We start from the raw sequence: 24588 nt of genomic DNA, 5'->3' as shown, positions 1-24588 counted from the left end.
TATTTGTTAGTTTGTTTTATGGGTATCTGCCGCCTGCTTTCCGTAATTATTATACGCTTAGCATGTATTTCCAAATACTATTCATGTTATCTTTCTTATCTTTGCCACTTAATCATTCATTAAACCACGAGATCATGGATAAAGAAATACCTAAGTCGGAGCTGCCCAAGCCGTTTCGCAAGCAGAGCATCCGCGTCAGCAAGAGCCACCTGCCCGGTAACACGAGCTACAAGGGAAGCGTCGTATGGCAACGTACGCTCAGCATCGATGACATCGCCGCCCGTGTCGTAGACAAACGGAGCGAGTATCGCAAGGAGACGCTCGTCAACAGCGGGCAGCGGCTCTGCTTCGTCCCCGGCTTCGCTTTCGGGGCAGGCGAGTGGGAAGCCATCGTCTGCACCCAGTTCACCCCTACTTATCACCTTTATAAAGAGCCCCGGTATGGTACGCTTACCTTCACCGTGATGTGAGGTATCGAGACACCACGGGTGATACCTTGCCTCATACGTTTGAGGTATCGTACCTCATAGCTATGAGGCAAGGTGCCACCAGTAGTGCCTCACACATGGAGATCCTCCGTATACGGCTCCCTTACTGCACCTGCCTTCCATCGAAGAAGCGCACGGTGCGGCTGGTTTGCTTGGCCTGCGCCTCGTTGTGGGTTACCATTACGATGGTGCGGCCGTCCTCCTTGTTGAGTTGGTGGAGCAGGTCCATGACCTCGATACCCATCTTGGAGTCCAAGTTACCGGTCGGCTCATCGGCGAGGATGATGTCGGGGTTACCTACGATCGCACGGGCGATGGCCACGCGCTGGCACTGGCCGCCGGAGAGCTGCGTCGGGAAATGGCGCATACGGTGGCTGAGGCCGACCTTCTCCAGCACGGCCTCGGCCAGCTTGCGGCGCTCCGAGGAAGAGACCTTGCGATAGAGCAAGGGAAGCTCCACGTTGTCCAGCACGTTCAGGGAATTGATCAAGTGGAAGCTCTGGAACACGAAACCCAGTTGCTTGTTACGGAAAGCGGCCAACTCCTTGTCGCTCATGCCCACCGTGTTCACGCCGTTGATCTCGACCGTGCCGGAGGTAGGCAAGTCCAGCAGGCCCATGATGTTCAATAAGGTGGATTTCCCGCATCCGGAGGGTCCCATAATGCTGAGAAACTCGCCTTGCTGTACCTCTAGGTTCACGTTTTCCAACGCGACTGTCTCTATCTCTTTCGTACGGTAAATCTTCTGTAAATTCGTTAGTTTGATCATGACTGTAATATTTTAATTGTTATTGTTTGACTCTTGTTATTGTTAAACTCTTGCTATCGCTAGGCTTTGCCACCTAAAAGCAAATTACGTGCCAGAAACGTATCTCATTGATTCCATGACATCTCCATAAAAAAGTACTGTCCGTTATCGAACAGTCGATTCATTTCCGAACAGTCGGTTCGTTTCCGGACACGGATGCCCGTGCCATCCGTGCCGTCCGTGTCCGATCATTCCTGCCGCAAGGCGTCCGCCGGATGCATCCGCATGGCCCGGTAAGACGGGAAACTAATTCCCACGACAATCATCGCGGCCATCACCGCATACGAGAACACGAAGCCGAACAACAGGCGTGAGGCCATGTCGGGCGGTATCTCCGAGCCTTGCGTCACCTCCATATACAGCAGGTTGGCGAAGATGGCGGCGGAGGGGATGAAAGCGATGGTGAGTAGCGCCAAGCCCTCCTTCACCAATTGCCAGAATATGCCCTTGCGGGTGGCTCCCATCGCCATGCGGAGGCCGATCTCGGCGCTCCTTTGTTGCGTACGATACCAGAAGGTTCCCACCACGCCGAGCAGGACATTCAGCAGGAAGAAGGCGATGCCCGCCACGTAAAGGCGGACTTGATCCAACCAACGCTCAAGGAACTGGTCCCGGTAATGGGACATCGGGAAAACATCCTTCAAATAGATATTACCCACGCGCAATTGCTGCTCCATCTCCTTCCGGAAATCGGCGGCGAAAGCGGCGCCGTCCGCGCCGGGCTTCACCCGGATGAAGGTGTTCAAGCCCTCTCCGACCCAATCGCCCTCCTCGGCCACCTTGTTCTCGTCCACCAGCTTATAGTAAGCGTAATCATAGCCGGTGAACTCGCAGTAACGTTGTTTCTCGCAGACACCACCGATACGGTAGGCCACGCTATCACGAGAGCCTTGGTCGGTGATATAGATCTCTTGGCGCACGGCCGCCGCAAGATCGCCGAAGAAGCTGTCGGCGACCGTACCCGTCACCACCACTTGGTTGTCACGCAGGGCGTCCACCAACTCCGAGGGGGACCCGCCTTGTGCCGTCTTTACGTCGAACACCTCGAAATAGGTGGGCGATACGTAACGCACGAAGCCATTACGGATCAACGAGTCCTTCCGGAACGTGGCGTATTGGTTCGATCCCCGGTAATGGAAATGCACGCCGGTGGTGAAACAGATTGATTCCACGGAGGGGTTCCGGCGGATGCGATCCATCAAGGTCAGATAATCCCCGCCTCCCCGTTCGCTATGCACGGAGGTCGTGTCATAATCGGGACTTTCCTCCGGGATCACGTCGAAACTCACATGATACGTATGCTCGATGTTAAAGCCCAAGGGCTGCGAGTAGAGTCTGTACATCACGAACAAGGCGTCCGCCGCATACCAAAGGAAGATAGAGACCACGAGCATTTCCAACCAGATAAACAAGTTCCCCTTGCGCTCGTTCCAGAGTTGTTTTAGAATCATCTTATACATAGCGTCAACCATTTATAGAGTCCGTAATATTCAATCTTGACATTCGCCAAGCCGGGAGGCCGGCGGAAAACAGGTTCAGCACGAGGCAGAACAGGAAGGCGGCGATAAAGACCGCCCCGTTAAACATCCCGGTGGAAAGCCCCGTCTTCCCCAGCGAGGTGACCAGCAACCAGTCCCTCAGCAACAACATGGCGCCGTACGACATCGCCAATCCCAGCAGTCCGCCGAGCAGGGTCAAGACCATGTTCTCGGACAGCACTTGCCAGAGGATGGTGCCTTGCGTGGCCCCGAAAGCCCGACGTACGCCAAGCTCGGCCATCCGGCGGCGCATCCTCGACAGGGTGATGCCCGATAGGTTCAAGGCCGGAACCAGCAGGAGGATGAAAAGGATGATGCCGTAACGGACGTAGAGATAGAAGAGGTTCGCCCCGAACTCGCTACCGCCGCCGATCCATTCCTCGATCTGGGTGGAGGGCTGGTGAAGGATATCGGCCTTGACATCCCGGGTCTTGGCGTTGAACTCCTCGACCTTCCGCAACGCCTCGGTCCTCAACTCCTCCCTCGTGACGCCCGGTTTCAGCAGGACGCAACAGCTATACGAGCCGTTGATACCCTCTTGGTATCCCCCGTCGTCCCGCACCGTGTAAGGGATCCAGACCTCCGCCCACGCTTTCGAGGCGAACCGGGATACGTCCTTCACGACCCCGCAGATATTGTAGACGATGAAATCGAGCTTCATCTCCCGCCCCACGACTTGGTCCGTGCCGAAAAGGGCCAAGGCCACGCTCTCGCTGATCACGGCGTCGCGGATACCGCTCGTGAAAGCCGCCGGGCTGAAGGGGCCTCCTTGCAGGAAATCGAACTGGAAGATCTTCCAGAAGGCGGTATCCGTATAAGAGATGTAACTCGTCCGGTTCTTAAGCCCGTCCATGGACGAGGCGGTCAACGGCCTGTAGCGATCCATATTGATGGCGGTAACGGCCTCCGCCCCTTTCAGCGGATAGCAGCATTCCTTCACCAAGGGCAGTCCCAGCGACGAGTAGGAGATGCGCCGGTTATCATCCTTGCCATTGCTCATGACGGTCGTTATGTAGCAGGTGCGGCCACGGTTTACCTCCGGCTTGAAACTCGCCGTATTCACGACATACAGGATGACGATCACCATGATCATGCAAATGGCCAAGGCGGTACCGAGTATCGAGATCACGCTCAACAGCTTGTTCTCCCCGATCATCCTCAACGCTTGTTTAATGTATTGCTTTATCATAAACCTTTGTATTATAAATTATCTATTACCCGACCTAAACAGCGATTGTTTGTTATCATCCGACTTTGTGCCCCTACGGAGGCAAATAACGTGCCAAAAACGTAACCACCTGATTCCTAACATCACCCCGTAAAAAAAGCTGTCCGATAACGAACACTTGATTCGTTATCGGACAGCGATTATGGACAGTTTCAGATTTTATAATTCCCAACGTAAGGATCTCAGCAGTTCATCGATCTCGGCTGCCGAAATGGAGTCACGGTCGGCCTTATCGTAGATCGTGAGGAGAACAACCGTACCCTCATTATCTGCGCAGACAATGGCCTCCGTGTAAGTAATCACTCTCGCCCCATGGCTCTTTCCTTTTCCCTTGGAGGCGATGGCCATGCGTACCTTGCGAACGCCTTTGCCTAAGCTCGTCCCTTGATCGGGGTTCTCGCTCAAAGACTTACCCAAAGCCGATAAATCAGCCTTCAATGAGCTATACTTCTTACAGAGACGTTTGAACTCTTTATCGAAGTCTTAATGGGTTTTTATCCTATACCTCATTGAGCAACTCACTTAAGTCTCTAAACTTATGCCCCACATCCTTGCCCTCACGCAAATCCTTCACGTCTTGCAGGGCATTCCTTAGCCCCGCCAAGATCTCCTCCTTGGTAGGCTCCACGTAATCGTCTGCCGGCTTCTCTACCGGGGTTGCCTTACCGAAGGCAGCCATCTTCATACGGCGGACACTGTCGAGGGCCTTCTTGATCAACTGTTCATCCTCCAAAGACATCACCTCTTGCAGTAACGACATTTTTAATTCTATAGCTGTCATAAGCTTGCTCCTTTCTCATTAATAAATTGACAGACGCAAAGATAGACAATTTATTCGTAATGCAACGCCTCCGCCGGAGCCATCTTTACCGCCTTGCGGACAGGGAACCAGATTCCCATGCAGATCATGCCGGCCATCAGGAGGTAGGAGACGCTGAGGGTTACTAGAAAGCGGAGGATGGAGAGGGGCTCGCGGTAGGAATCCAGCTTATCCAAAAAGGCCATATTGAAGACGAAGACCAGTAGAATCGGAACAGTGATCGCCAAGAGACCCAGACCTTCCAGATACATGTACTCGCCCAGCCTGCCCCGGCTGGAACCGATCGCCATGCGGAGACCGATCTCGCTACGCCGCCGCTCGGTACGCAACCAGAACGTGCCTACGATACCGAAGAATACGTTCACGAGCAGGAAGGCCATCATGGAGAGTTTCTTGCTGTTCTCGTTCTTGGTAAACCGGAGTTGGTCATCACGCTGGTCGGCAAGGAGGGTGACACCGTGGACGAAGATGTTATTTACCGTCATCCGATCCGCTGTTTTCTCCAAGAAAGCGTACATCTCATCCTCGGTCATCGGGCGTTTCGTACGTACCGATAGTTCAGCGCTCCTTACGCCGAAATTCTTCACGAACTCCCGCAAGGACTCACCTTTCAATATCGTGAAAGCGCAGTTCTCCGGACGGTCGAAGTCATTGCTACGGAAGGTAGGAAGGACAGCGGCGATCGTGAAAGGCTCGGAAAGGTCGTCATTCTCCGAGATCTGCCGGCCTATGGCGGACTGCCCCCCGAAGAAGAAATCCTCCGCCTCCGCCGTCACGACGAGCGGGCGGTAAGCGTTCTCCACCAGCGGGGTGATGGCACGGCCCTCCTTATCCTTCATACGGAATACATCGAAATAAGAAGGAGATACTTTCAGCTTGTGGTAGTTCTGTCCTACCGCCTTCGAGGTATCAGCGCCCAAGGGAAGGAGCGTACCCCACGAACTTCCGTTTGAATAAGGCATGGACCAATACGTAACACATACTTCCTCGACCTCCTGCTCTTGGCGGATACGTTCCATAAGCTTCAACAAATCCTGTGTTGCGTTCGAGTCGTAAAGTGAGTCGGGCACATAACCCGGGGCGTTCGACGAGAGCGTGGAAAGCTTGAAACGCCACGTATTCGAGATATCATATCCCATCGGGGCGTTATAGCAGCGCACATCCACCCATAACTTATCCATCATAAACCAAAGGGCGCACATCACGATAACCAACTCGCCCAGTATCCAGCCGTTGCTCTTGCGCTGGGCCCATATTATTTTAAATATATGCTTAATCATAATTTGATAGTTGATAGTTGATAGTTGACAATTGACAACTCATTGTTCATTATTCATTGGATTCACTCATTCCCCTTTAACGCTTCTACGATCGGTTGCCGTGTCGTACGCCATGCCGGTATCCCGGCGCTTAATATATTCAGCAAGAACGTAAAGATAAGGGCGGAGATAAATAAGCCCGGTTTAATAAGCATAGGCGCCGTAAGGCTCACGTTCTCGCTCAACATGAAAGGCTTCCCTACCACCAGCAACACCATCGAGAGACCGATACCGATCACGCCACCGATCAAGGTCAGCACAAAGTTCTCCGATAAGATCTGCATCAAAAGATTCTGCCCCGTAGCCCCGAAAGCCTTACGTAAACCGATCTCTTCTTTCCGCTTCTGCACGGACGATTGGATCACGCCCGTTAAGTTCAGCGCCGGGACCAAGAGCAAAAAGAATAGGAAAGCGCCCGATCCGGCCAAGAAGGTAGGCCAGTCCACCTTTTGAAAAGCGCCGCTTCCCATGGCCGTATCCAACTGGGAAAGTAGCCCGGAAGGGAAACCTACGTTATAATCGGTCTTGCTGTCATTGTAGCGACGGACCTGTTGGTCTAGCTCCGAGCGTATGGCATCGAAGTCGGAAGAGGAACGAGCCAATAAGGCCACGCTGAAATAACCGGCCATATTCTCCCCATACTCCCCATTTACACGGGTCAGGGCCTCATTGCTGCTATAGGGTATCCATACCTGAGCGTAGGAGCTCATCAATGAAGAAGGTACGTCACGCACCACACCGCAGACGGTGAAAGTGATAAAATCCATCACGACCTGCCGCCCGACGGCCTGTCCCGTTCCGAACAAATCGGTCGCCACTTGTTCCGACAGCACCATCTTCGGTATACCGGATTGAAAATCAGCCTCGCTAAAGGGGCCCCCTTCCAAGAAAGGATGGTCGAATATTTTCCAATGGCCCGCGTCCGTATAACAAATCTCATACTCCTTGAAGAGCCGTCTATTGGGCAATGACAAGGAATGGCTATCACTACAATAGCCGGATACGGCCTCTGGTTTCCGCAAGGTGTAGAAACATTCCTTCACGACCTCGCTGGACATACCTCCACGGTTATACTCCGGGCCATTGGGATTTTTCGTACCGACTTCCGTACCCCAGACATACATAAACCTAGACCGATTGGACTCAGGGGCATATCCCGTGGATTTAATCTGGAACACCAATACCATCACCAACACCATGGCGATCGCAAGGGCCGTTCCCGAAATAGAGATTACGCTTACGAGCGTATTTTCACGCAGCATTTGAACCGCTTGTTTGATGTACTGCTTATACATAAATCTAATCGTTTGTTATTATTCTACATATTATTCGTAATGCAACGCCTCCGCCGGGACCATTCGGGTAACCTTGCGCACAGGCAACCAGATACCGAGGCAGATCATGCCGCTCATCATTAAATAAGTTATACCGAAAGAGATAGCGAAACGCCCCGTCGTAAACGGCAGGCGATAGGTATCTATAGCATCCGTCGCCACCATATTGATAGCGAAGAGGGCGATAAACGGAAGGGTTAACGCCAATAGGCAAAGACCTTCCAGATACAGATACCGCCGTAACGTGCCATCGTAAGCACCCAGCGCCATCCTCAAGCCGATCTCTCCCCGGCGATTCTGCGCACGGAGCCAGAACGTACCGATAATGCCGAAAAAGACGTTTACCAGCATGAAGGCCATCAAGGAGAACTTATTGCTCATCTCACGCCCCTTACCATCCAGATGAATATCCCGGAACTCCCTGATATTGCTGATGCCATAGACAAATAGATTGTCCGCCGCCAACCGGTCTCCCATCTCATTCAGAAAACGATTCATGTCGTCCCGTGTATAGTTTCTTTTCATCCGGACGCAAAGCTCCGCATTCCGGGCTCCAAACTGATTGACAGTCTCGTTAAACAATTCCCCCTCAAGGCTCTGGAAAAAACATGGCTCCGGAGATTTATACTCGTCGGTCCGGATAGAGGTTGATACGGAGGCGACCGTAAAGGTATTATCCAATTTACTATGCCTCACCTTCCTTCCACGAGCCAGCCGGCCATGATAAAACACGTCTGCCATCTCCTTGGACAAGACCAAGGCGTTATGTATCCCGGCGATCTCGTCCGCTACAGGTTTCCCCTCCGGAGTCTTGATCCGGAAAAGCTTGAAATATTCCGGGGTGACATTCCGGATCTGGAAATTCTCCCCAGATGTTAAGCTCGTGTCACCATCCAGAGGCTCTATCTCCCTCCAAGAATTTCCCATCGAGTAGGGACAGGAGTAATAAGTAGCGCAAACTTCCTCCACCTCGGACCATTGGCGTATTTGCGACATCAAGCGGGTCAGCTTCTCCGGCTCGGATAGCCCGGGAAGCGAATCCGAAGGGTTCCGTTCCTGCTCGCTTAACTTGAAACGCCATACGTTCGTGATATCGAATCCGAGGGGAGAGTAATAGGTTCGCGTGTCCACATAAAACATATCGACCATCAGCCAGAACACACCGGCCACCACCAACAACTCCGCGAATATCCAACCGTTACTTCGGCGCTGGTTCCATATTATACTTAGTATATGCTTGATCATATCATTCCTTTTCAGTAGTTATTTTTCACACGTTCGCATCCTTCAACGATTCCACGATCCGCTCCCTCGCTATCCGGAATGCGGGTAATCCCGAGCTTAGTACATTCAATACCAACGTAAAGAACAGGGCCGCCACAAACAACAAGGGCTGGAAAAGCATGCCAAAAGTTATCACCGTATCTTTTGTCAGCAAGAACGACCGGCCTACATAGAGCAATACGACCGACAAACCTACCCCCAAAACACCTCCTATCAACGTAATGATCAGGTTCTCGCAAACAACCTGCGTAAACAGACGTTCACCGGTAGCCCCAAAAGCCTTGCGAAGCCCCATCTCCGGCCGCCTTTTCTGTACGGCGGATTGTACGATCCCTGTCAGGTTCAAGGTCGGTACCAGCAGCAGGAACAGAAGCACCCAGCCAGTTGTCTTCAGGTATTCGCCCCAACCTACCCGGTTATAGCCATACCGACTACCGGAACCTAAGGCCAGTTCCAGATGGGTGAAAGGCTTGGGAATCGTCAAGATGAAATCCGCTTTGCCGGCGTTGTAGCGGGCTACCCCTTGCTGGATCTCCGCATATATGGAATCGATGTCCGAGAGCTTATGCGCCAAGATCTCCGCCCCGAAAGGGCCACACATCCCGTCGCAACCTCCGCTATTGGTGTACAGGGTATTCGCCGTATAAGGCATCCATACATCGGCGAATGCCTCGCTGGCCGCTTTCGACGGGCGCTTTACCACTCCCGCGATCGTGCAAGGCATCACGTTATTTACCAAGATATCACGACCGACCACGTCTTGGGTACCGAACAGGATACCCGCCAACTTATCGGAAATAACCACGTGAGGCAGACCGGAATTGAAATCGGCCTCCGTAAAAGGCTTGCCGGAAAGGAACTTGAAGTCAAATACTTTCCAAAAGGCGGGATCGGTATAATAGACAGTATATTCCTCGAACAATCGTTTACCCGGAATGGAGATAACGTGGCTATTCTGTGCCGTCACGGTTACGGCCTCGGGCTTTTTCAGCGTATAGAGGCATTCACGTATCGTCTCGGCGGAAAGGCCCGTATTGTTATTCTCGCTCCCATCCTTCGATTTAGTGTTCACGGAGTAGATATAAAGCATCCGGTCTCGCTTCGATACGGGGCTATAACCTACCAGCTTGATTTGGAATTGCAACACGACAACCAAGATCATGGCCACCGACAGCATCGTACCCAAGATAGAAACCACGCTTGTAAGACGATTCTCTCTCAGCGCATGGATGGCTTGTTTAAAGTATTGCTTGAACATCCTTTATTTCAATTTCAGTTTATTCTTTTCCTTGAAGCTTGTCATATCGGAAACGACTACCTCGTCGCCCGGTTCCAAGCCATTGACTACTTCGACATACTCAAAGTTGCTGTCTCCCAGCTGTACCTTCCGCTTGATCAATTGGTTTCCGTTGACAACAAACAACTCATACTCTCCTTTCCCGACGTAGAACGAGGCGTTGGAAATACGCAGCACATCGTCCTTGATGGCATTCATCACGTATACATCGGTCTTCAAACCGGAGCGCAAGCGGCGATGATTATCCTCCTCCAACTGTACCGTGAAAGAGATTACACCGTTCTTCGATAAGGGGGTAACATCGCTAACCACCCCATCCAGTTTATCGTTGCCGATCTTTACAACGGCTTTGCTACCGGCGGCGATCCGGTCACCATAGGTATCGGCGATCTCCCCCTCTATCTTGAAATGGGACAAGTCGGAGACGATAGCGACACGACTGCCTTGAGAGACTTGGGCACCTACCTCGTTGTTCACGTAGGTCAGGATCGCCTTGCGGGGAGAGCGTATCTGGGCGTCTTCCAAGGTACGCTTCGTCTCGGCTAGGCTCTTTCGGAAGATGTTCAGGTCGAGTTCTTTCACTTTATAATCGGCATCCGTCAAGGATTTCTCGTTCTCATATTTTTGCTCATCCTCTTTCAGTTTCAAGACGCTAACGTTATAGTCCAGTTCCACTTGACGGACCTTATCGGTCGTTCCGGCGCCTAGGCTATCCAGATAACGCTCGTTGCGCAACTCCACTTCCTTTCGGTTCAGTTCCATGCGAGAGACTTTCAATTGCATCTCCATCTCGGAAAGCTTATTGCGGTTTTGGATACGGAGTTGATCCAATTGGAGGCGTTTCATTTGCTCCTCGTCCAATTGTTTCTTATAATCCGTCTCGGCGCTGAGCAAGTCCAGTTTCAAGATCGGAGTACCTACATCCACGGAATCGCCTCCCTTTTTATAAATCTCGACGATACGGGAGTTGATCGGTGAGTTGATGATTTCCTCGAAAGCAGGAACCACCTTGCCTGACGCGCTAACGGAAACCTCGATCACTCCTTTATCTACCGTTGAAAAAACCAAGTCCTTCCGTTGCAGGCTGGTTTGCATGAAACCGATCACCCCGCCTATTAAGACAACGGCAATACCAATCCCCGCCCCCAGCTTTATAAACTGTTTACGCTGCTCCTTCTGCCGAACCTCTTTTGATATCTCTCTGTCCATATTTCGTTTGTTTTTATTTTCCACCCTCCAAAGAGCAAACCCCGTGCCAAAAACGTAAGTAACTGATTCTATGAGAATATCCATTTTTAGTACTGTTCGATTTCGGACACTGTGTTCGGTTTCGCTCAAAACTTTTCCGATAGGCCTGTTGTTCTATGCCCAAAACTTATAAACGCAAAATGTATGAACACAAGACTTATCCTATTCACATGTATAGCCGGTCTGACTCTCTTTTTCTCTGGCTGTAGCAAAAATGATGATGATCATCAAGGTATTATCCCTCTCCCCCCGGTAGAGAACGCTTTTCAAGAGAAATATCCCGATGCCAAGAACCCTGTTTTTGAGATCGAAGGTAACTATTATGTGGTAGATTTCAATAATGAAGGTTCCGAGACAACCGCTTGGTTCACGGATCAAGGCGTATGGATGATGGAAAAGATAGACATCTCTTTCGCCCAATTACCGGCAGCGGTATCCACCGCCTTCAAACAAGGCTTTTACTCAAATTGGACCGTGGATGACACGTACGCCATCAATCGCCTAAATATGGGAATCGTTTACAAGATCGAGGCGGAGCAGTCCAATAGCGAAGTAGACCTGTATTATTCACAGTATGGAAACCTGATCAAAGCCGTGGACGATGAGATCAATAATGACGCACCGATCGTTATCCCGAAAGAGGTCAGCAACCTGATGGAGATCACTTTCGCCAACGCCGAGTTGCTGGATATCCAACAGAACAGCCTAGGTTACGAGCTGGATATGATCGATAACCAGATTTATAAAGTGGCGCAATTGAATAAGGATTACAGGTGGCAAAGTACCACATGGGCCATGTCCGAGCAAGAGGTTCCGCAGATCGTGATGCAAGGCTTCGAATCCTCCGCTTACGCTAGCGACAAGGTACAGTCCATATATACGTTATTGAATGCCAATGGCACCTTCTACCTATTCAAGGTTTCACATAACGGGCAGGACGAGACGATTACCTTTGATGTATTCGGGAATATCGTGAAGCCTGAATAAAGAGCGGAAACAACATCCAACTGATAACAAACCGCGCGATTCACAGCCGTCTCCGGACTTGAATCGCGCGGTTTGCGTTATATGATAATCAAGCTTATTTACTGATCAATTCCAAGGTCGCCCCTTTTACTCCCGGTGCGGAAGCCTCGAAATAGATCGTTCCCGGTTCCTCGGCCGTCTGCACGATAGCGGTAAGTTGCCCGCTAAACAGTTTCATTTCCGGAAGATGGAAGAGTTCCAGACTGGCGCTATTTCCATTTGCCGCCGCACGGTAGGCTCCGGCACCACGAACCTTAAACTGGATCTGTCGGGTATCATCCGGACAAAGGTTACCGTTCTTGTCTACGACTCTAACATTGATGAAAGAAAGGTCTTTTCCGTCAGCCGTCAATTGGTTACGATCGGCGGATAACTCAATATGATGCGGCTTCCCTGCGGTATGAACCTCCTCCTCGGCCACAGCGTTACCCTCCTTATCATAAGCGACCACCTTCAAAGTTCCCGGCTCGTATTTGGTATCCATCCACATCAAGCGATACCGTTTCTGGCGCTCGAAACTCTTTTGAGCCGCTTCGGTATAACTACTATCGATACCGATGCTTAGATCTTTCGTACGTTTCCCTTGGCTCTTTCCGTTGATAAACAATTCGGCGGAAGGATAATTGGTATAAACGAATACGGGTGTCACCTCGCCCTCACGTCCCGGCCATGTCCAATGCGGCAGGATATGCAAGGTCTTGGCGCTTTTGTTCCAATGACTACGGTATAGATAGTAACGATCCTTGGGGATACCCGCCAAATCGATAATACCGAACAAGGAGCTATGGCTTGGCCAATTCGTATAATAAGGAGTAGGCTCGCCCAGATAATCAAATCCTGTCCATACGAATTCCCCGATACAATACGGAAGGTCCTCATGCTGGATAAAATCGTCTTCCGGCAGATTAGACCAGTTGCAATGCTCCACGTCGTACGAGGAACTTTGGTGATCCTCATAGACAGCCATCGCCTTACGCTCTACCGGGAATTTATAAACCCCTCGTGAGCTAACTGTGGAGGCCGTCTCGCTTCCCAAGATTATTTGCTGAGGCAGTTTCTTATAATTCACTTGATAACGGAACGGACGATAATTGAATCCAGCCACATCCATCACCGCCGCCATATTATTATTCACGACGGCATCCGGGGCATCCATACCTTGCGTCACCGGACGAGTCGGGTCTTCCCGATGGCAGATATCCTGCAAGAACCTAGAGATCTTACAACCGCTCTCATCCCATTGGTTAGGCACCTCGTTACCGACGCACCACATCACGACGCTCGGGTTATTCCGGTAATGATGTACCAAATTCACGAGGTCTTTCTCCACCCATTCGTCGAAAATCAAATTATAGCCGTTCGCGCATTTCGCCTTGTTCCATTCGTCGAAGCTCTCTGCCATCAACATCATACCCATCTCATCGCAAGCCTTTACCAACTCGGGAGCCGGCATATTATGGGAAGTACGGATAGCGTTGCATCCCATGTCCTTCAAGATCCGGATCTGACGACGGATAGCGGCATCATTGACGGCAGCCCCTAACGGGCCTAAGTCATGGTGATTACAAACGCCTTTGAATACCGTCTTCTCACCATTCAAGAAAAAGCCTTTATTCGGAATGATCTCGATCGAACGGATACCGAATGGGGTCGTATAGAGATCTTTCAGTTGATCGCCCTCATATAAACGAGTCTCCGCAGAATACAAGGCAGGCATATCCGGCGACCATAAAGTCGGGGTCTGGATGATAAACTCTTGGGAGAGGCTATTATCATTGTACTTAATCTGTGAGAGAGGCGTAGTCTGCTCCGTCAACTTTTGCCCGTTCGGATTCCATACACTGGTTTTCACGCTATACTTGCTGGCATCGGCCCCTTCCGGCAGTACGATTTTCGTCTGTACATTGACTTTCGCAAATTCCTTCGTGGCGGTCGGGGTCGTAATATAAGTTCCCCAGACCGGGATATAGGCGTTTTCCGTCACGATTACATGTACATTCCTATATAGTCCCGCTCCCGGATACCAACGGGAGGATTCCGGCAAGTTCTCAAGGCGAACCGCCAAGGTGTTCTTTTTCCCCGGGATGAGCTGTTTCGTGATATCGAAATAGAAAGAATTATAGCCATACGGCCAATATCCAACCTCTTGCCCGTTCACGTAGACCTTGGCATGGCTCATCGCACCGTCGAACAGGATCGTGGCACGCTTCCCATCCGTAAATTGAGGAACTTCAAACTCGGTCCGGTACCAGCCGACTCCCACGAAAGGCAAACCTCCGGTTCGGCCGGCATGTTCCATGGCCTCCGTTTGTCCGTCTTGGGCGATAGCGACCTCTTGCTTATCATTCTGAGAGCTGAAAGGGCCGTAAATCGCCCAATCATGCGGAACGGTCACGGATTGCCACTTACTATCATTGAAAGTAGGATTGATAAACTCCGGGCAGTCTTCCCGGGCGAACTTCCAATTCTTTTCCAACAGGAACTCACTGCGTACTTGCGAGAAAAGCGCAGGGAAAAGGCAAAACAAACCGATCAAAATAGCGAAACTTGTTCTTTTCATTCGTTTTTTGTGTTTTTGTTATTCATAGCGGAACAAAAATAAGTATTTTTGTCTCCAATACAAACTAAATCAAAAGAATTGCACAGCATGTTGTTACAATTAGCTTTCGTTTTAATAGCCATCATCATAGGTGCCCGTATCGGTGGTATCGGATTAGGCGTGTTAGGAGGTCTCGGACTCGGTATACTCACCTTTGGATTCGGGCTCCAGCCCACTTCCCCTCCTATCGATGTCATGCTTATGATCGTTGCCGTAATAGCGGCAGCTAGTTGTATGCAAGCCGCTGGTGGACTTGATCTGATGGTTAAGTGGGCGGAGAAATTGCTTCGCAAGAATCCTCAACGAATCACGATATTAAGCCCGTTCGTCACCTATTTGTTTACCTTCATAGCCGGAACGGGGCATGTGGCTTATTCGGTCCTTCCGGTAATCGCCGAGGTCGCTACGGAAACGAAGATCCGTCCCGAACGTCCGATGGCGATCGCCGTGATCGCTTCCCAGCAGGCTATTACGGCCAGTCCGATATCGGCGGCTACGGTAGCGATGCTTAGTATGTTATCCGGATATCATATCTCCTTGATGGATATCCTTATGATATCTGTTCCCTGTACTTTATTGGGGGTATTGGCGGGAGCGATCTATTCTTTAAGGGTTGGTAAAGAATTGGATCAAGATCCGGAATACTTAAAGCGGGTAGCGAACCATGAGTTCAGTACGAAGCATTACGAGACGAAAGGCGTGGAAAACCAAAAGAAAGCGGCTTTATCGGTCGCTATATTTGTTCTCGCAACGATAGCGATCGTTATTTTTGGTTCTATGGAGTCCCTACGTCCGGTCTTTACCGTCGGCACGGAAAAGGTCTCGATGCAGATGTCACATATTATTGAGGTATTAATGTTGACAGCCTCCGCTTTCATCTTATTATTCACAAAAACGGATGGAATCAAGGCCGCACAGGGTTCCGTTTTTTCCGCAGGCATGCAAGCGGTGGTAGCGATCTTCGGTATCGCTTGGATGGGAGATACATTTATCGCCGGCAATATGACTGAATTAAAGGGATCTATCGAGCATATAGTTACACAGATGCCTTGGTTATTCGGATTGGCCCTTTTCGTAATGTCCATTTTATTATTTAGCCAAGCGGCTACCATTCGTGCGTTATTGCCGCTAGGGATCGCATTGGGAATCTCACCCTATATGTTGATCGCTTTATTCCCCGCCGTAAACGGTTATTTCTTCATCCCAAACTACCCGACAGTCGTAGCCGCCATCAACTTCGATCGTACAGGCACGACCCGCATCGGTAAATACATCTTGAACCATTCTTTCATGATGCCGGGATTGATAGCGACTGGGGTTTCTGTAGGATTGGGGTTACTATTCATTCAATTCATATAATAAGAAAGCAAAAAATAGAGACGCAGCATACACGCTACGTCTCTACACCCCACACCATATATCATATTATATTACTTCAACAATTTTTCCTGAATCAACTGCTTTAACTCCAGTTTTCCCATCGTGCCAATCATCATCTCACGGGGGCCGTCTAGCGGGCAAAACATCAAAGTGGGAATCGTTCGGATATTAAAGGCTGTCTCGAGTGCCTCCTCTTGATCTACATCCACCTTATAAATATAAATCTTCCCATCAAATTCTTTGGCAAACTCATCCAATATAGGGCTTAAGCGTTTGCAATAACCGCACCAAGGAGCGTGAAAATCTATGAGGCAAGGACGACTTCCTATATATTTCCAATCTTTGGGATTCGCCTCAAAATCACCTACATTGGCGATAAAACCATCTTTCGTTAAATCGATCACTACCATACTTCTCTATATTTTGATTTATAATATAACAAAGATAAGTATGAATAGGTTGCGGTATTTTTTATACTTTCGCGGCATCGTTTTAACAACAGACAGAATGCTCACACTTGATAAAATTTATCAGGCATCATATGCCTTGAAGACAGTCATCAGACGCACTGATTTAATCAGCGCTCCCAATATCAATCCGGAATCCCATATTTTTCTAAAACCAGAGAACTTACAAGTAACCGGATCGTTTAAAGTGCGCGGCGCTTGTTTCAAGATCGCCCAGCTTACGGAAGAAGAGAAATCGCATGGCGTAGTGGCTTGCTCGGCGGGAAACCATGCCCAAGGTGTGGCATTAGCGGCTACCGCTCATGGTATCAAGTCCTTAATCTGCTTGCCCGATAACGCTCCTATCTCTAAAGTCGAGGCTACTAAATCTTATGGGGCAGATGTATGCCTTGTCGAAGGTGTTTACGATGACGCCTATAACAAGGCTTTACAATTGAAGGATGAGAAAGGATACACATTTATCCATCCGTTTGATGATGAGGATGTGATCGCCGGACAAGGGACCATCGGTTTGGAGTTATTGGAACAACTCCCGGAAGTAGAGGCCGTAATCATTCCGATCGGAGGGGGTGGGCTGATCTCCGGAGTCGCCTATGCCATCAAGAACTTGAACCCGAATATCAGAGTTTACGGAGTGCAAGCCAAAGGAGCGCCCAGCATGTTAAACTCTATCGAGCATGGGAAAATCGAACGCCTCAAAGGTGTCCGTACCATAGCCGACGGTATCGCCGTAAAAGAACCGGGAATACATACTTTCGATCTTTGCCAGCAATATGTGGACGAGATCGTATCCGTGACAGACGATGAGATTTCCACCGCTATCCTCGCATTGATCGAGCAACATAAATTAATCGCCGAAGGGGCGGGTGCCGTAGCCGTGGCCGCCGCCATGTTTAATAAAGTACCCATCAAAGGGAAAAAAGTAATCTGTTTGATTTCCGGCGGAAATATCGACGTGAATATCCTTTCCCGGGTAATCGGACGTGGTTTGCAGAAATCCGGCCGCTCTTGTTCCATGACGATCGAATTGGTAGACAAACCCGGACAACTACAGCACGTATCTGAAATCATTGCCTCTACCGGCGCTAACGTAGTATCCGTATATCACGAGCGTGTCAGCCATACGGCTGATATCAATGGCTGTTATCTGCGGTTGGAGATGGAAACAAGGAATCAACAGCAGATTAATGAGATCCGGCAATTACTCACCGTTTCGGGATATAAGATAGTGGAAGGATAAACAATTCGCCCCTAAGCATACAATTGATTGGCAAACCATTACTGTGCCACTACTTTCCATAGGCGTGGCACAGCCGTGCCATCACGGTGGCACAAGCGTGCCCTAAGAATGGCACAAGCTAAATATTAATATATTGTCTTAATGTATTCACATACTCCTCCATCGCCAAGCGTCCTTTATCTGTGATCCGGCAAACCGTTCGGGGCTTCTTCCCGGCAAACCCCTTCTCGATCTCGATATAACCAGCTTCATTAAGTTTGTCCAATTGGACGCTGAGATTTCCTGCGGTAGCGCTCGTCTTCTCCTTGATATAGACAAACTCCGCCTCCTCCACCGATAGTAAAATGGACATCACCGCTAGCCGGAGTTGGGAATGCAATAAAGGATCTAATTCTTTAAACATTGTTTTTTAGCTTTATTATTAAGAATATGCCCGGGAATAATCATCATTACCACAAATGAAAGGCCAAAATACAAATACCATAAAACTGTGACAGGATCATGATTTATCAAACTCATCAGCATGTGGATAACTAAAACGAAAGCAACCACCGGAGAGTAAATCATCCATTTCTCCCGCAAGATAATGCCATTTATAGATACCCCTAATCCACAATATAATAACGATAAAGGAAGCATCAATATAAAATTGACGGATTGCCCATAAAGCGCACAAAATACCGCGATCAAGACGAACGTCAGTCCAAACATACAGCCAAACACTTGCCATACCTTGGAGATCGTCTTGTCCGTATAAGTCACCACGGCCGGCTCACAACCTCTTTGCTTATATGAAATAACTGGTCCGACAGCAAACATGAGCATCCATCCCCAAGACCAAATATAATTTTGAGTACACAATATCAAGGAGGATATCACGACCGATAAGAGCACAGTAAAATATCCCCAATAAAGTAACACATTGCCACTCCCTACTTTCATGTTTCGCTTACTGGAGTTAATCATCTGAGTGATAATATCCAGACTTTCTTTTTCTGATAATTTTCTATCTTCCATAATTGTATTTATTTTATGTTATTTTTCATTCAGGCGACTCCGTTCGGAACCGGAACCTATCTCAATCTTACTCTTCCTTACTTTCTTTCCGCTATTGAAATTCCATGTCAACGCAACCTTAAAGACCCTTCCAGTAAGTCCGTTTTCATAACGGGATGATGTTCGATAAACATCCAACGTACTGGCGTACTCATTGGCTTGGTTAAAGATATTATCGACTGAAACTGCCAACAATAGCTTATCATTAAATAGTTTCTTTCTCGCCATTACTCCAACCGTATGCCGGGGGGCGACCTCGCTATTACCGGAATATAGCCGGCTCGTTCCACTATACCGGGCCTCCACCGTAAAACCTGCCGGCAATGCAAAGGTAGCGATCGCATTGGCAAACCCTAAATAATGAGACAAGAAAGAAGACAATTCCGTCATCCGGATATCCTGCCGTACGCCTATGAAATTCCCTGTCAAGTTACACCAAGTAAAGGGTTGATACGGCAAGCTGACCGCTACAAACCAATGGTTTTCCCGATCGTGATTTTCATACGTGATATAGGATACATCGGGATTCGCCACATCTTGTTTACAGAACTCCCGGATCAAGTCGTGGTGCAAGTTTCCTCCTACAGTCACCGTATAACGATAATTATAAACCAACGTTACACTGAAACGATTGATATAAGTAGGACGCAGATAGGGATTCCCGATCTGGTAGCTATAGTCCGAACTCTGTATACGATTCGGATTCAAGGTATAGAACGGAGGACGTTCGATATTACGAGCATATTGCCCGACCAGCATCCACCTCTTGATGGGATCGAACGCATAGGTCACGCTCAAGTTCGGAAAAAGATCCAGATAATCCCGACTAAAATCCTCACTTCTATCCGACGTCTTGGAATATTCCGCACGTACCCCCGCAGCAAACGACCAGTTCTTGATCTCCGCAGAGAAAGAGGCGTAAGCTCCTACTATATTTTCATTATATCTCAAGGTATATCCATATTCCTCATTTGGAATCCAGCTACCACTAGAGGTTACCCCCTCATACAAGGAATGATCATCCATCAATGTATAGGCATATTTGGTCCCGATTTTCAAAGACATTTTTTCACGCAAATTCTTTTGGAAAGAAATATCGGTTGTCGCCATATCATAATCCGCCGCCGCATGACTCCGGTAAACCGTGTCATAGCTCCAACTAGACTGTTCATAACAGATCGTATGGAAATTATCCCCGGTTGATCGCTTACTTACGTAATCGGCTATGACCTTAAATACCGAGCCTCGATCATCCATTTCGCGTAAGTAATTGACCGTAGCGGAAAACGTGTTATAATCATCCTTCTGTCGATAATTCCCCGTACTCTTCATAGGATAAGAGTTCTTTACTAAATCCGTTTGACTCCAAGATGTTCCATCCGAAGCTTGATTGATATATTCGATCTCAGCTCCGACACTATTCAGCGAATCGATCTCGAAAATAGCCCCGACACGTCCATTCCCATATTTGGAATCCGTATCATACAAAGATTGAGACACAAACTTATTCCCCACCGTTCCGTATTCCCTGTTGGAGTTCATCTCTCCTTTATCCCGGGGAGTAAAAGTACCCGATACCGCTCCATTCAAGCTCCATTTCCCGACACGTGCATTTACGGACGCCGATGGAATATACCCTTGTAAAGATGGAGACAATGACGTACCTAAAGATACATATCCTTGCATACCGTTATCCGGACGTCGCCGCAATGAGATCTTGATCACTCCACCCTTAGTTGAGGCCTCATACTCAACTCCCGCGATCGGTATTACCTCAATCCTTTTTATATCCTCCGATTTCAAAGACCGCAAATAAGCCAGTAGTTCCTCTCCCGTTAAACGAATCTCACGATCATCCACAAACACCTTCGTTCCTTGCGCCCCGTTTATCGAGATAGTTTCATCCGAGAGCCAGACACCCGGTGCCTGTGACAATAATTCCGTACCATCCTTTCCGGCAGATGGCATGACCGACATGATAAAGCGGTCCGCCTTCCGCTCGATATTCTTCGCTTGAACAACGACTTCCCTCAGAACATGGTTCGATAGATCTAGAATCAAGGAATCCCGCCGTTTTATCGGCAAGATCAGCTCTTTCCGTAAAGGCTCGTATCCGAGGCATTGAACAACAAGCCTATACTTCCCAGCCTCCGCCTCCATGCTAAAATCGCCATCACTATTGGCCACGGTACCCTCTACCTGTTTTTCTCCCGATAAAAGCACAGCGGTCGCATATTCCACGGCATTTCCCTCCGCATCGGAAACATGGGCTTTATAAACCGTTTGTCCCGAGATCTTTTGGGCACTACTCCCGCCTATCGCCAAAATCCAGAGCCATAGTAGTAAAAACCGTACCATGGCTCTATTGATTTACCGGATAATACAGTTTTAATTTGAAAGTCGCTTCCTCATCCTTCACCTCGCAACTTTTCAACACATATCCTTCCGCAGGCCCTTTTCCTTCCAGCATATCCATTTGCCAATTCTCGTTCTCGTCATGGAATACGGACAGATCAAACTTTTCCCAATCCACGTTTTCCAGCCGGATCGTAACCTTTCCTTTCTCAGACTTCGCCATGCCATAAACAGGCTTGGTATCTTTTCCTGACTGAGCCATAACTAGGATATTCCCATGGTTATCACGTATATTTCCAATCTCTACAATAATAGTACGTGCCTCTATGCAACCACATACCAACATGAATAAAGATAATATGAATAAAACTCGTCTCATTTTAGTATCCTCCTCTTAATTATTATCACTGTTACTGCAAACAAGTTTATTTTATAAACCATCCATGGATAAAAAAATGCAAAGGAGCTGCGCATCACTCTTTGCACATCGCAAATATAGACAAGTTTATTTTATAAACCAAATAATATTATAAAATATTCCAATAAAAATTTGACTCTGCAAAATACAGCCAAAATCCCCCACTAACCCTCCTAGAAAACACGTACATGCTTTCAAAACAACTATTTTAAGTTTGAAACAAAGCAACTTTTTCGCTATATTGCGCACATTTAGAATATATATGAACAGGACCAACATACAAATAACTAAAGATATGAACGAACGAATAATTGCTATACAAGCAGATATTACGACATTGGATGTAGACGCCATCGTAAATGCCGCGAACAATAGCTTATTGGGAGGTGGCGGCGTAGACGGTGCCATCCATTGGGCCGCCGGTCCGGAACTCCTTGACGAATGCCGGACTTTACAAGGATGCCCGACCGGAGAGGCGAAGATAACGAAAGGTTATCGATTGAAAGCCCGTCATGTCATACACACCGTCGGTCCCATCTACCGAAACGGACAACACGGAGAGCCGGAGCTACTGGAAAATTGTTATCGAAACTCCTTGCGATTGGCGAAAGAGAACAGACTGAGAACAATCGCTTTCCCATCAATAAGCACCGGCGTATATGGCTATCCTATCGAGGAGGCGGCACAGATAGCGATCCGCACGATCGATACCTTCCTAAAAGAGAATCCGGAAATCCAGCAAGTCACGATGTGCTGTTTCTCCGGATACGACAAATCGGTTTATACGAAAGCGCTGGAACAAATTACAACTCACGAGCCGTAATGTGGAAACACCCTTGCTTGCGTTCGTGCTTGATATAGCAACGATCCGCCCTGCGCAAATCACGAAGCACGGAGGCAAGCACCATTTTCAAGCGGTCCTTATCAATATTTAAGGTATCTTTCTCATCTATCTTAGTATAGCGTACCCATGATACATCGAACGTAGTTCCGTATTGGTGGGCAGAGTTGAGAGAAGAGTTCGTATTCCTTTTTCTCAATTTCTTGACATCGGCAACCGTACGGGTTACACTGGTTACCTTTATTTTATAGATGGAAGCATTCAAGTTTTTCAATGAGTCTTGGAAGTTTTTCCCGATATCCTCCAGCAGATTAGCGGCTTCCGGCACCAAATACGGAATAGAGTGCGTCAACTCCTCTACCTCGTAATAGTCATTCGTCTTGATCTCCACCATATCCCGGGAGGCGTGCTCCGCTCCTTCCCTCGAAGAGACAGGCTCTATGCCGATCTTCTTCGCGACGGACAAATGAACGTCATTCAAATCATTAAAATCACGATTATAGCTTCCATTGTACCAAATCTTCTTCAATTCACCTCTTTTCTCCTTACAAGAAGAAAAAGCCGTCGCCGACACGATCACGGCCAGCAACAACATCACATTAAACACAGTCTTCATCTTCATTACCTTCGTTTTGCCAGACAAACATACGGAAAAATCCGAAATTACCCCTTAACTCCAATTAGTTTTTCTCTAAATGGTAGACGGACGGCTGAAAGATGTGTTCCCGTGAAATAAAACTTCTCCCTTTGCATCAATGGATAAAGAATATTACTAATTTTGTAACTTGATTCGAATAATAAAAAATAGCACATCTTTTTGAAGCGTAATTTAATAAAAGGAATAGCGGATGATTGAAAGAATTTATATTCTTGAAAGCGTAGACCCGGTAATTTTCTACGGTGTGAATAACTCTAATATGCAATTGATCAAGACATTGTTTCCGAAATTGCGTATCGTTGCCCGTGGAAATGTGATGAAAGTGATTGGAGATGAGGATGAGTCCGAGCTTTTTCTCAAGAAAATCCGTGAGGTGGAAAAATACTGTGAGGAGTTTAACTCGCTCTCCGAAGACGTGATTCTGGATATTATAAAAGGGAAAGGTCCCACGGTCGTGAAGCAGGAGAACCTGATCATCCACGGCATGAATGGCAAGCCGATTACCGCACGTACCGAGAATCAACAGTTATTGGTAAAGGCTTTCGAGAACAACGATCTGGTTTTCGCCACAGGACCCGCCGGTTCGGGCAAAACATTCGTCGCTATCGCCCTAGCCGTAAAAGCATTAAAGAATAAGGAAGTACGGAAGATCATCTTAAGCCGTCCCGCCGTGGAAGCCGGAGAAAAACTGGGTTTCTTGCCGGGTGAGATGAAAGATAAGCTAGATCCCTATCTGCAACCGCTTTACGATGCCTTGCAGGATATGATACCGGCAGCCAAGCTGAAGGAATATATGGAGAATAACGTGATACAGATCGCCCCGCTAGCGTTTATGCGCGGTCGTACCTTGAACGACGCCGTCATTATATTGGACGAGGCGCAAAACACGACGACGCATCAAATCAAGATGTTCTTGACCCGCTTGGGTATGAACGCCAAGATGATCGTCACCGGAGATGTCACGCAGATAGACCTTCCGCCTTCTACCACGTCCGGATTGATACAGGCCATGCAAATATTGAAGGGCGTAAACGGGATCGGTAAGATCGAGTTCACCAAGAAAGATATTGTCCGGCATAAACTTGTCCAACGAATCGTAGAGGCTTATGATAAGTTCGATGATAAACGGAAGAAAGAGATCAAAGAGGCAAAAGAGAAGAAAACGAATATAGACAACAACTAAA

The 24588-nt window shown here is 48.4% G+C and carries 23 protein-coding genes; 6 read left to right on the top strand and 17 right to left on the bottom strand.

Annotated elements, in window-relative coordinates; genetic code table 11:
- Window positions 1-134: 134 nt before the first annotated feature.
- Window positions 135-470 (top strand): DNA-binding domain-containing protein, encoded by a 336-nt coding sequence (locus DW205_RS07360; protein WP_005864772.1) that lies wholly within the window; start codon window positions 135-137, stop codon window positions 468-470.
- A 121-nt stretch (window positions 471-591) separates the two neighbouring features.
- On the opposite strand, the gene DW205_RS07355 is transcribed toward DW205_RS07360, so the two are convergent.
- From DW205_RS07355 to DW205_RS07310, 10 genes are all read right to left on the bottom strand, one after another.
- Entirely contained in the window at window positions 592-1257 is a 666-nt protein-coding gene (locus DW205_RS07355) for an ABC transporter ATP-binding protein (RefSeq protein ID WP_005854666.1), read from the bottom strand.
- A 227-nt stretch (window positions 1258-1484) separates the two neighbouring features.
- Window positions 1485-2756: an ABC transporter permease gene (locus DW205_RS07350; protein ID WP_005864766.1), complete on the bottom strand. Its 1272-nt coding sequence runs from the start codon at window positions 2754-2756 to the stop codon at window positions 1485-1487.
- Window positions 2757-2760: 4 nt separating this feature from the next.
- Window positions 2761-4023 carry an ABC transporter permease gene (locus DW205_RS07345; protein ID WP_005864764.1) on the bottom strand — a complete coding sequence of 421 codons (1263 nt, stop codon included), beginning with the start codon at window positions 4021-4023 and terminating at the stop codon, window positions 2761-2763.
- Window positions 4024-4221: 198 nt separating this feature from the next.
- On the bottom strand, window positions 4222-4500 hold the full coding sequence (locus DW205_RS07340; RefSeq protein WP_005864762.1) for a hypothetical protein: 279 nt from the start codon (window positions 4498-4500) through the stop codon (window positions 4222-4224).
- A gap of 61 nt (window positions 4501-4561) precedes the next feature.
- Window positions 4562-4843 carry a hypothetical protein gene (locus DW205_RS07335; RefSeq protein WP_005864759.1) on the bottom strand — a complete coding sequence of 94 codons (282 nt, stop codon included), beginning with the start codon at window positions 4841-4843 and terminating at the stop codon, window positions 4562-4564.
- 50 nt (window positions 4844-4893) lie between these two features.
- A complete protein-coding gene (locus DW205_RS07330) occupies window positions 4894-6162 on the bottom strand; it encodes an ABC transporter permease (RefSeq protein WP_005864757.1) in 1269 nt (422 codons plus the stop codon).
- A gap of 62 nt (window positions 6163-6224) precedes the next feature.
- Window positions 6225-7496, bottom strand: a complete 1272-nt coding sequence (locus DW205_RS07325; RefSeq protein ID WP_005864755.1) for an ABC transporter permease — start codon at window positions 7494-7496, stop codon at window positions 6225-6227.
- Between the two features lie 30 nt (window positions 7497-7526).
- Window positions 7527-8780, bottom strand: coding sequence for an ABC transporter permease (locus DW205_RS07320; protein WP_005864752.1), 1254 nt, complete (start codon window positions 8778-8780; stop codon window positions 7527-7529).
- A gap of 25 nt (window positions 8781-8805) precedes the next feature.
- Window positions 8806-10077 carry an ABC transporter permease gene (locus DW205_RS07315; protein WP_005864750.1) on the bottom strand — a complete coding sequence of 424 codons (1272 nt, stop codon included), beginning with the start codon at window positions 10075-10077 and terminating at the stop codon, window positions 8806-8808.
- Between the two features lie 3 nt (window positions 10078-10080).
- On the bottom strand, window positions 10081-11325 hold the full coding sequence (locus DW205_RS07310) for an efflux RND transporter periplasmic adaptor subunit (RefSeq protein WP_005864748.1): 1245 nt from the start codon (window positions 11323-11325) through the stop codon (window positions 10081-10083).
- Window positions 11326-11508: 183 nt separating this feature from the next.
- Here DW205_RS07310 and DW205_RS07305 point away from each other — a divergent pair, with 183 nt between their 5' ends.
- A complete protein-coding gene (locus DW205_RS07305; protein WP_005864747.1) occupies window positions 11509-12351 on the top strand; it encodes a PepSY-like domain-containing protein in 843 nt (280 codons plus the stop codon).
- Between the two features lie 94 nt (window positions 12352-12445).
- Here the strand turns inward: DW205_RS07305 and galB are convergent, their stop codons facing one another.
- Window positions 12446-14950: a beta-galactosidase GalB gene (gene galB, locus DW205_RS07300; protein ID WP_005864745.1), complete on the bottom strand. Its 2505-nt coding sequence runs from the start codon at window positions 14948-14950 to the stop codon at window positions 12446-12448.
- An 87-nt stretch (window positions 14951-15037) separates the two neighbouring features.
- Between galB and DW205_RS07295 the strand changes: the two genes are divergently transcribed.
- On the top strand, window positions 15038-16348 hold the full coding sequence (locus DW205_RS07295) for an anaerobic C4-dicarboxylate transporter family protein (protein ID WP_005864743.1): 1311 nt from the start codon (window positions 15038-15040) through the stop codon (window positions 16346-16348).
- 71 nt (window positions 16349-16419) lie between these two features.
- Here the strand turns inward: DW205_RS07295 and DW205_RS07290 are convergent, their stop codons facing one another.
- The gene (locus DW205_RS07290; protein ID WP_005854641.1) at window positions 16420-16779 is read right to left on the bottom strand and encodes a thioredoxin domain-containing protein; all 360 of its coding nucleotides are present in this window, start codon (window positions 16777-16779) and stop codon (window positions 16420-16422) included.
- A 97-nt stretch (window positions 16780-16876) separates the two neighbouring features.
- Between DW205_RS07290 and ilvA the strand changes: the two genes are divergently transcribed.
- The gene (gene ilvA, locus DW205_RS07285; RefSeq protein ID WP_008778176.1) at window positions 16877-18076 is read left to right on the top strand and encodes a threonine ammonia-lyase; all 1200 of its coding nucleotides are present in this window, start codon (window positions 16877-16879) and stop codon (window positions 18074-18076) included.
- 118 nt (window positions 18077-18194) lie between these two features.
- Here the strand turns inward: ilvA and DW205_RS07280 are convergent, their stop codons facing one another.
- From DW205_RS07280 to DW205_RS07265, 4 genes are read right to left on the bottom strand one after another with little or no spacing between them, the layout of a single operon-like run.
- Window positions 18195-18479 carry a transcriptional regulator gene (locus DW205_RS07280; RefSeq protein WP_005864739.1) on the bottom strand — a complete coding sequence of 95 codons (285 nt, stop codon included), beginning with the start codon at window positions 18477-18479 and terminating at the stop codon, window positions 18195-18197.
- A complete protein-coding gene (locus DW205_RS07275) occupies window positions 18464-19093 on the bottom strand; it encodes a hypothetical protein (RefSeq protein ID WP_005864737.1) in 630 nt (209 codons plus the stop codon). The genes DW205_RS07280 and DW205_RS07275 overlap by 16 nt, the downstream gene beginning before the upstream one ends.
- 18 nt (window positions 19094-19111) lie before the next feature.
- Window positions 19112-21490: an outer membrane beta-barrel family protein gene (locus DW205_RS07270; protein WP_005864735.1), complete on the bottom strand. Its 2379-nt coding sequence runs from the start codon at window positions 21488-21490 to the stop codon at window positions 19112-19114.
- Between the two features lie 4 nt (window positions 21491-21494).
- The gene (locus DW205_RS07265) at window positions 21495-21866 is read right to left on the bottom strand and encodes a DUF2141 domain-containing protein (protein ID WP_005864733.1); all 372 of its coding nucleotides are present in this window, start codon (window positions 21864-21866) and stop codon (window positions 21495-21497) included.
- A gap of 334 nt (window positions 21867-22200) precedes the next feature.
- Between DW205_RS07265 and DW205_RS07260 the strand changes: the two genes are divergently transcribed.
- Window positions 22201-22728 (top strand): O-acetyl-ADP-ribose deacetylase, encoded by a 528-nt coding sequence (locus DW205_RS07260; RefSeq protein ID WP_005864731.1) that lies wholly within the window; start codon window positions 22201-22203, stop codon window positions 22726-22728.
- Here DW205_RS07260 and DW205_RS07255 read toward each other — a convergent pair.
- On the bottom strand, window positions 22709-23368 hold the full coding sequence (locus tag DW205_RS07255; RefSeq protein ID WP_005864729.1) for a DUF5715 family protein: 660 nt from the start codon (window positions 23366-23368) through the stop codon (window positions 22709-22711). The two genes, DW205_RS07260 and DW205_RS07255, sit on opposite strands and share 20 nt — an antisense overlap.
- Window positions 23369-23594: 226 nt before the next feature.
- Between DW205_RS07255 and DW205_RS07250 the strand changes: the two genes are divergently transcribed.
- Window positions 23595-24587: a PhoH family protein gene (locus DW205_RS07250; RefSeq protein ID WP_005854625.1), complete on the top strand. Its 993-nt coding sequence runs from the start codon at window positions 23595-23597 to the stop codon at window positions 24585-24587.
- The last annotated feature ends 1 nt before the right edge of the window (window position 24588 follow it).

Origin of the sequence: Parabacteroides sp. AM17-47, assembly GCF_003434625.1 — a bacterium.
GTDB classification, from domain to species: domain Bacteria; phylum Bacteroidota; class Bacteroidia; order Bacteroidales; family Tannerellaceae; genus Parabacteroides; species Parabacteroides distasonis.
This window is presented reverse-complemented; position numbering and strand designations above follow the sequence as displayed.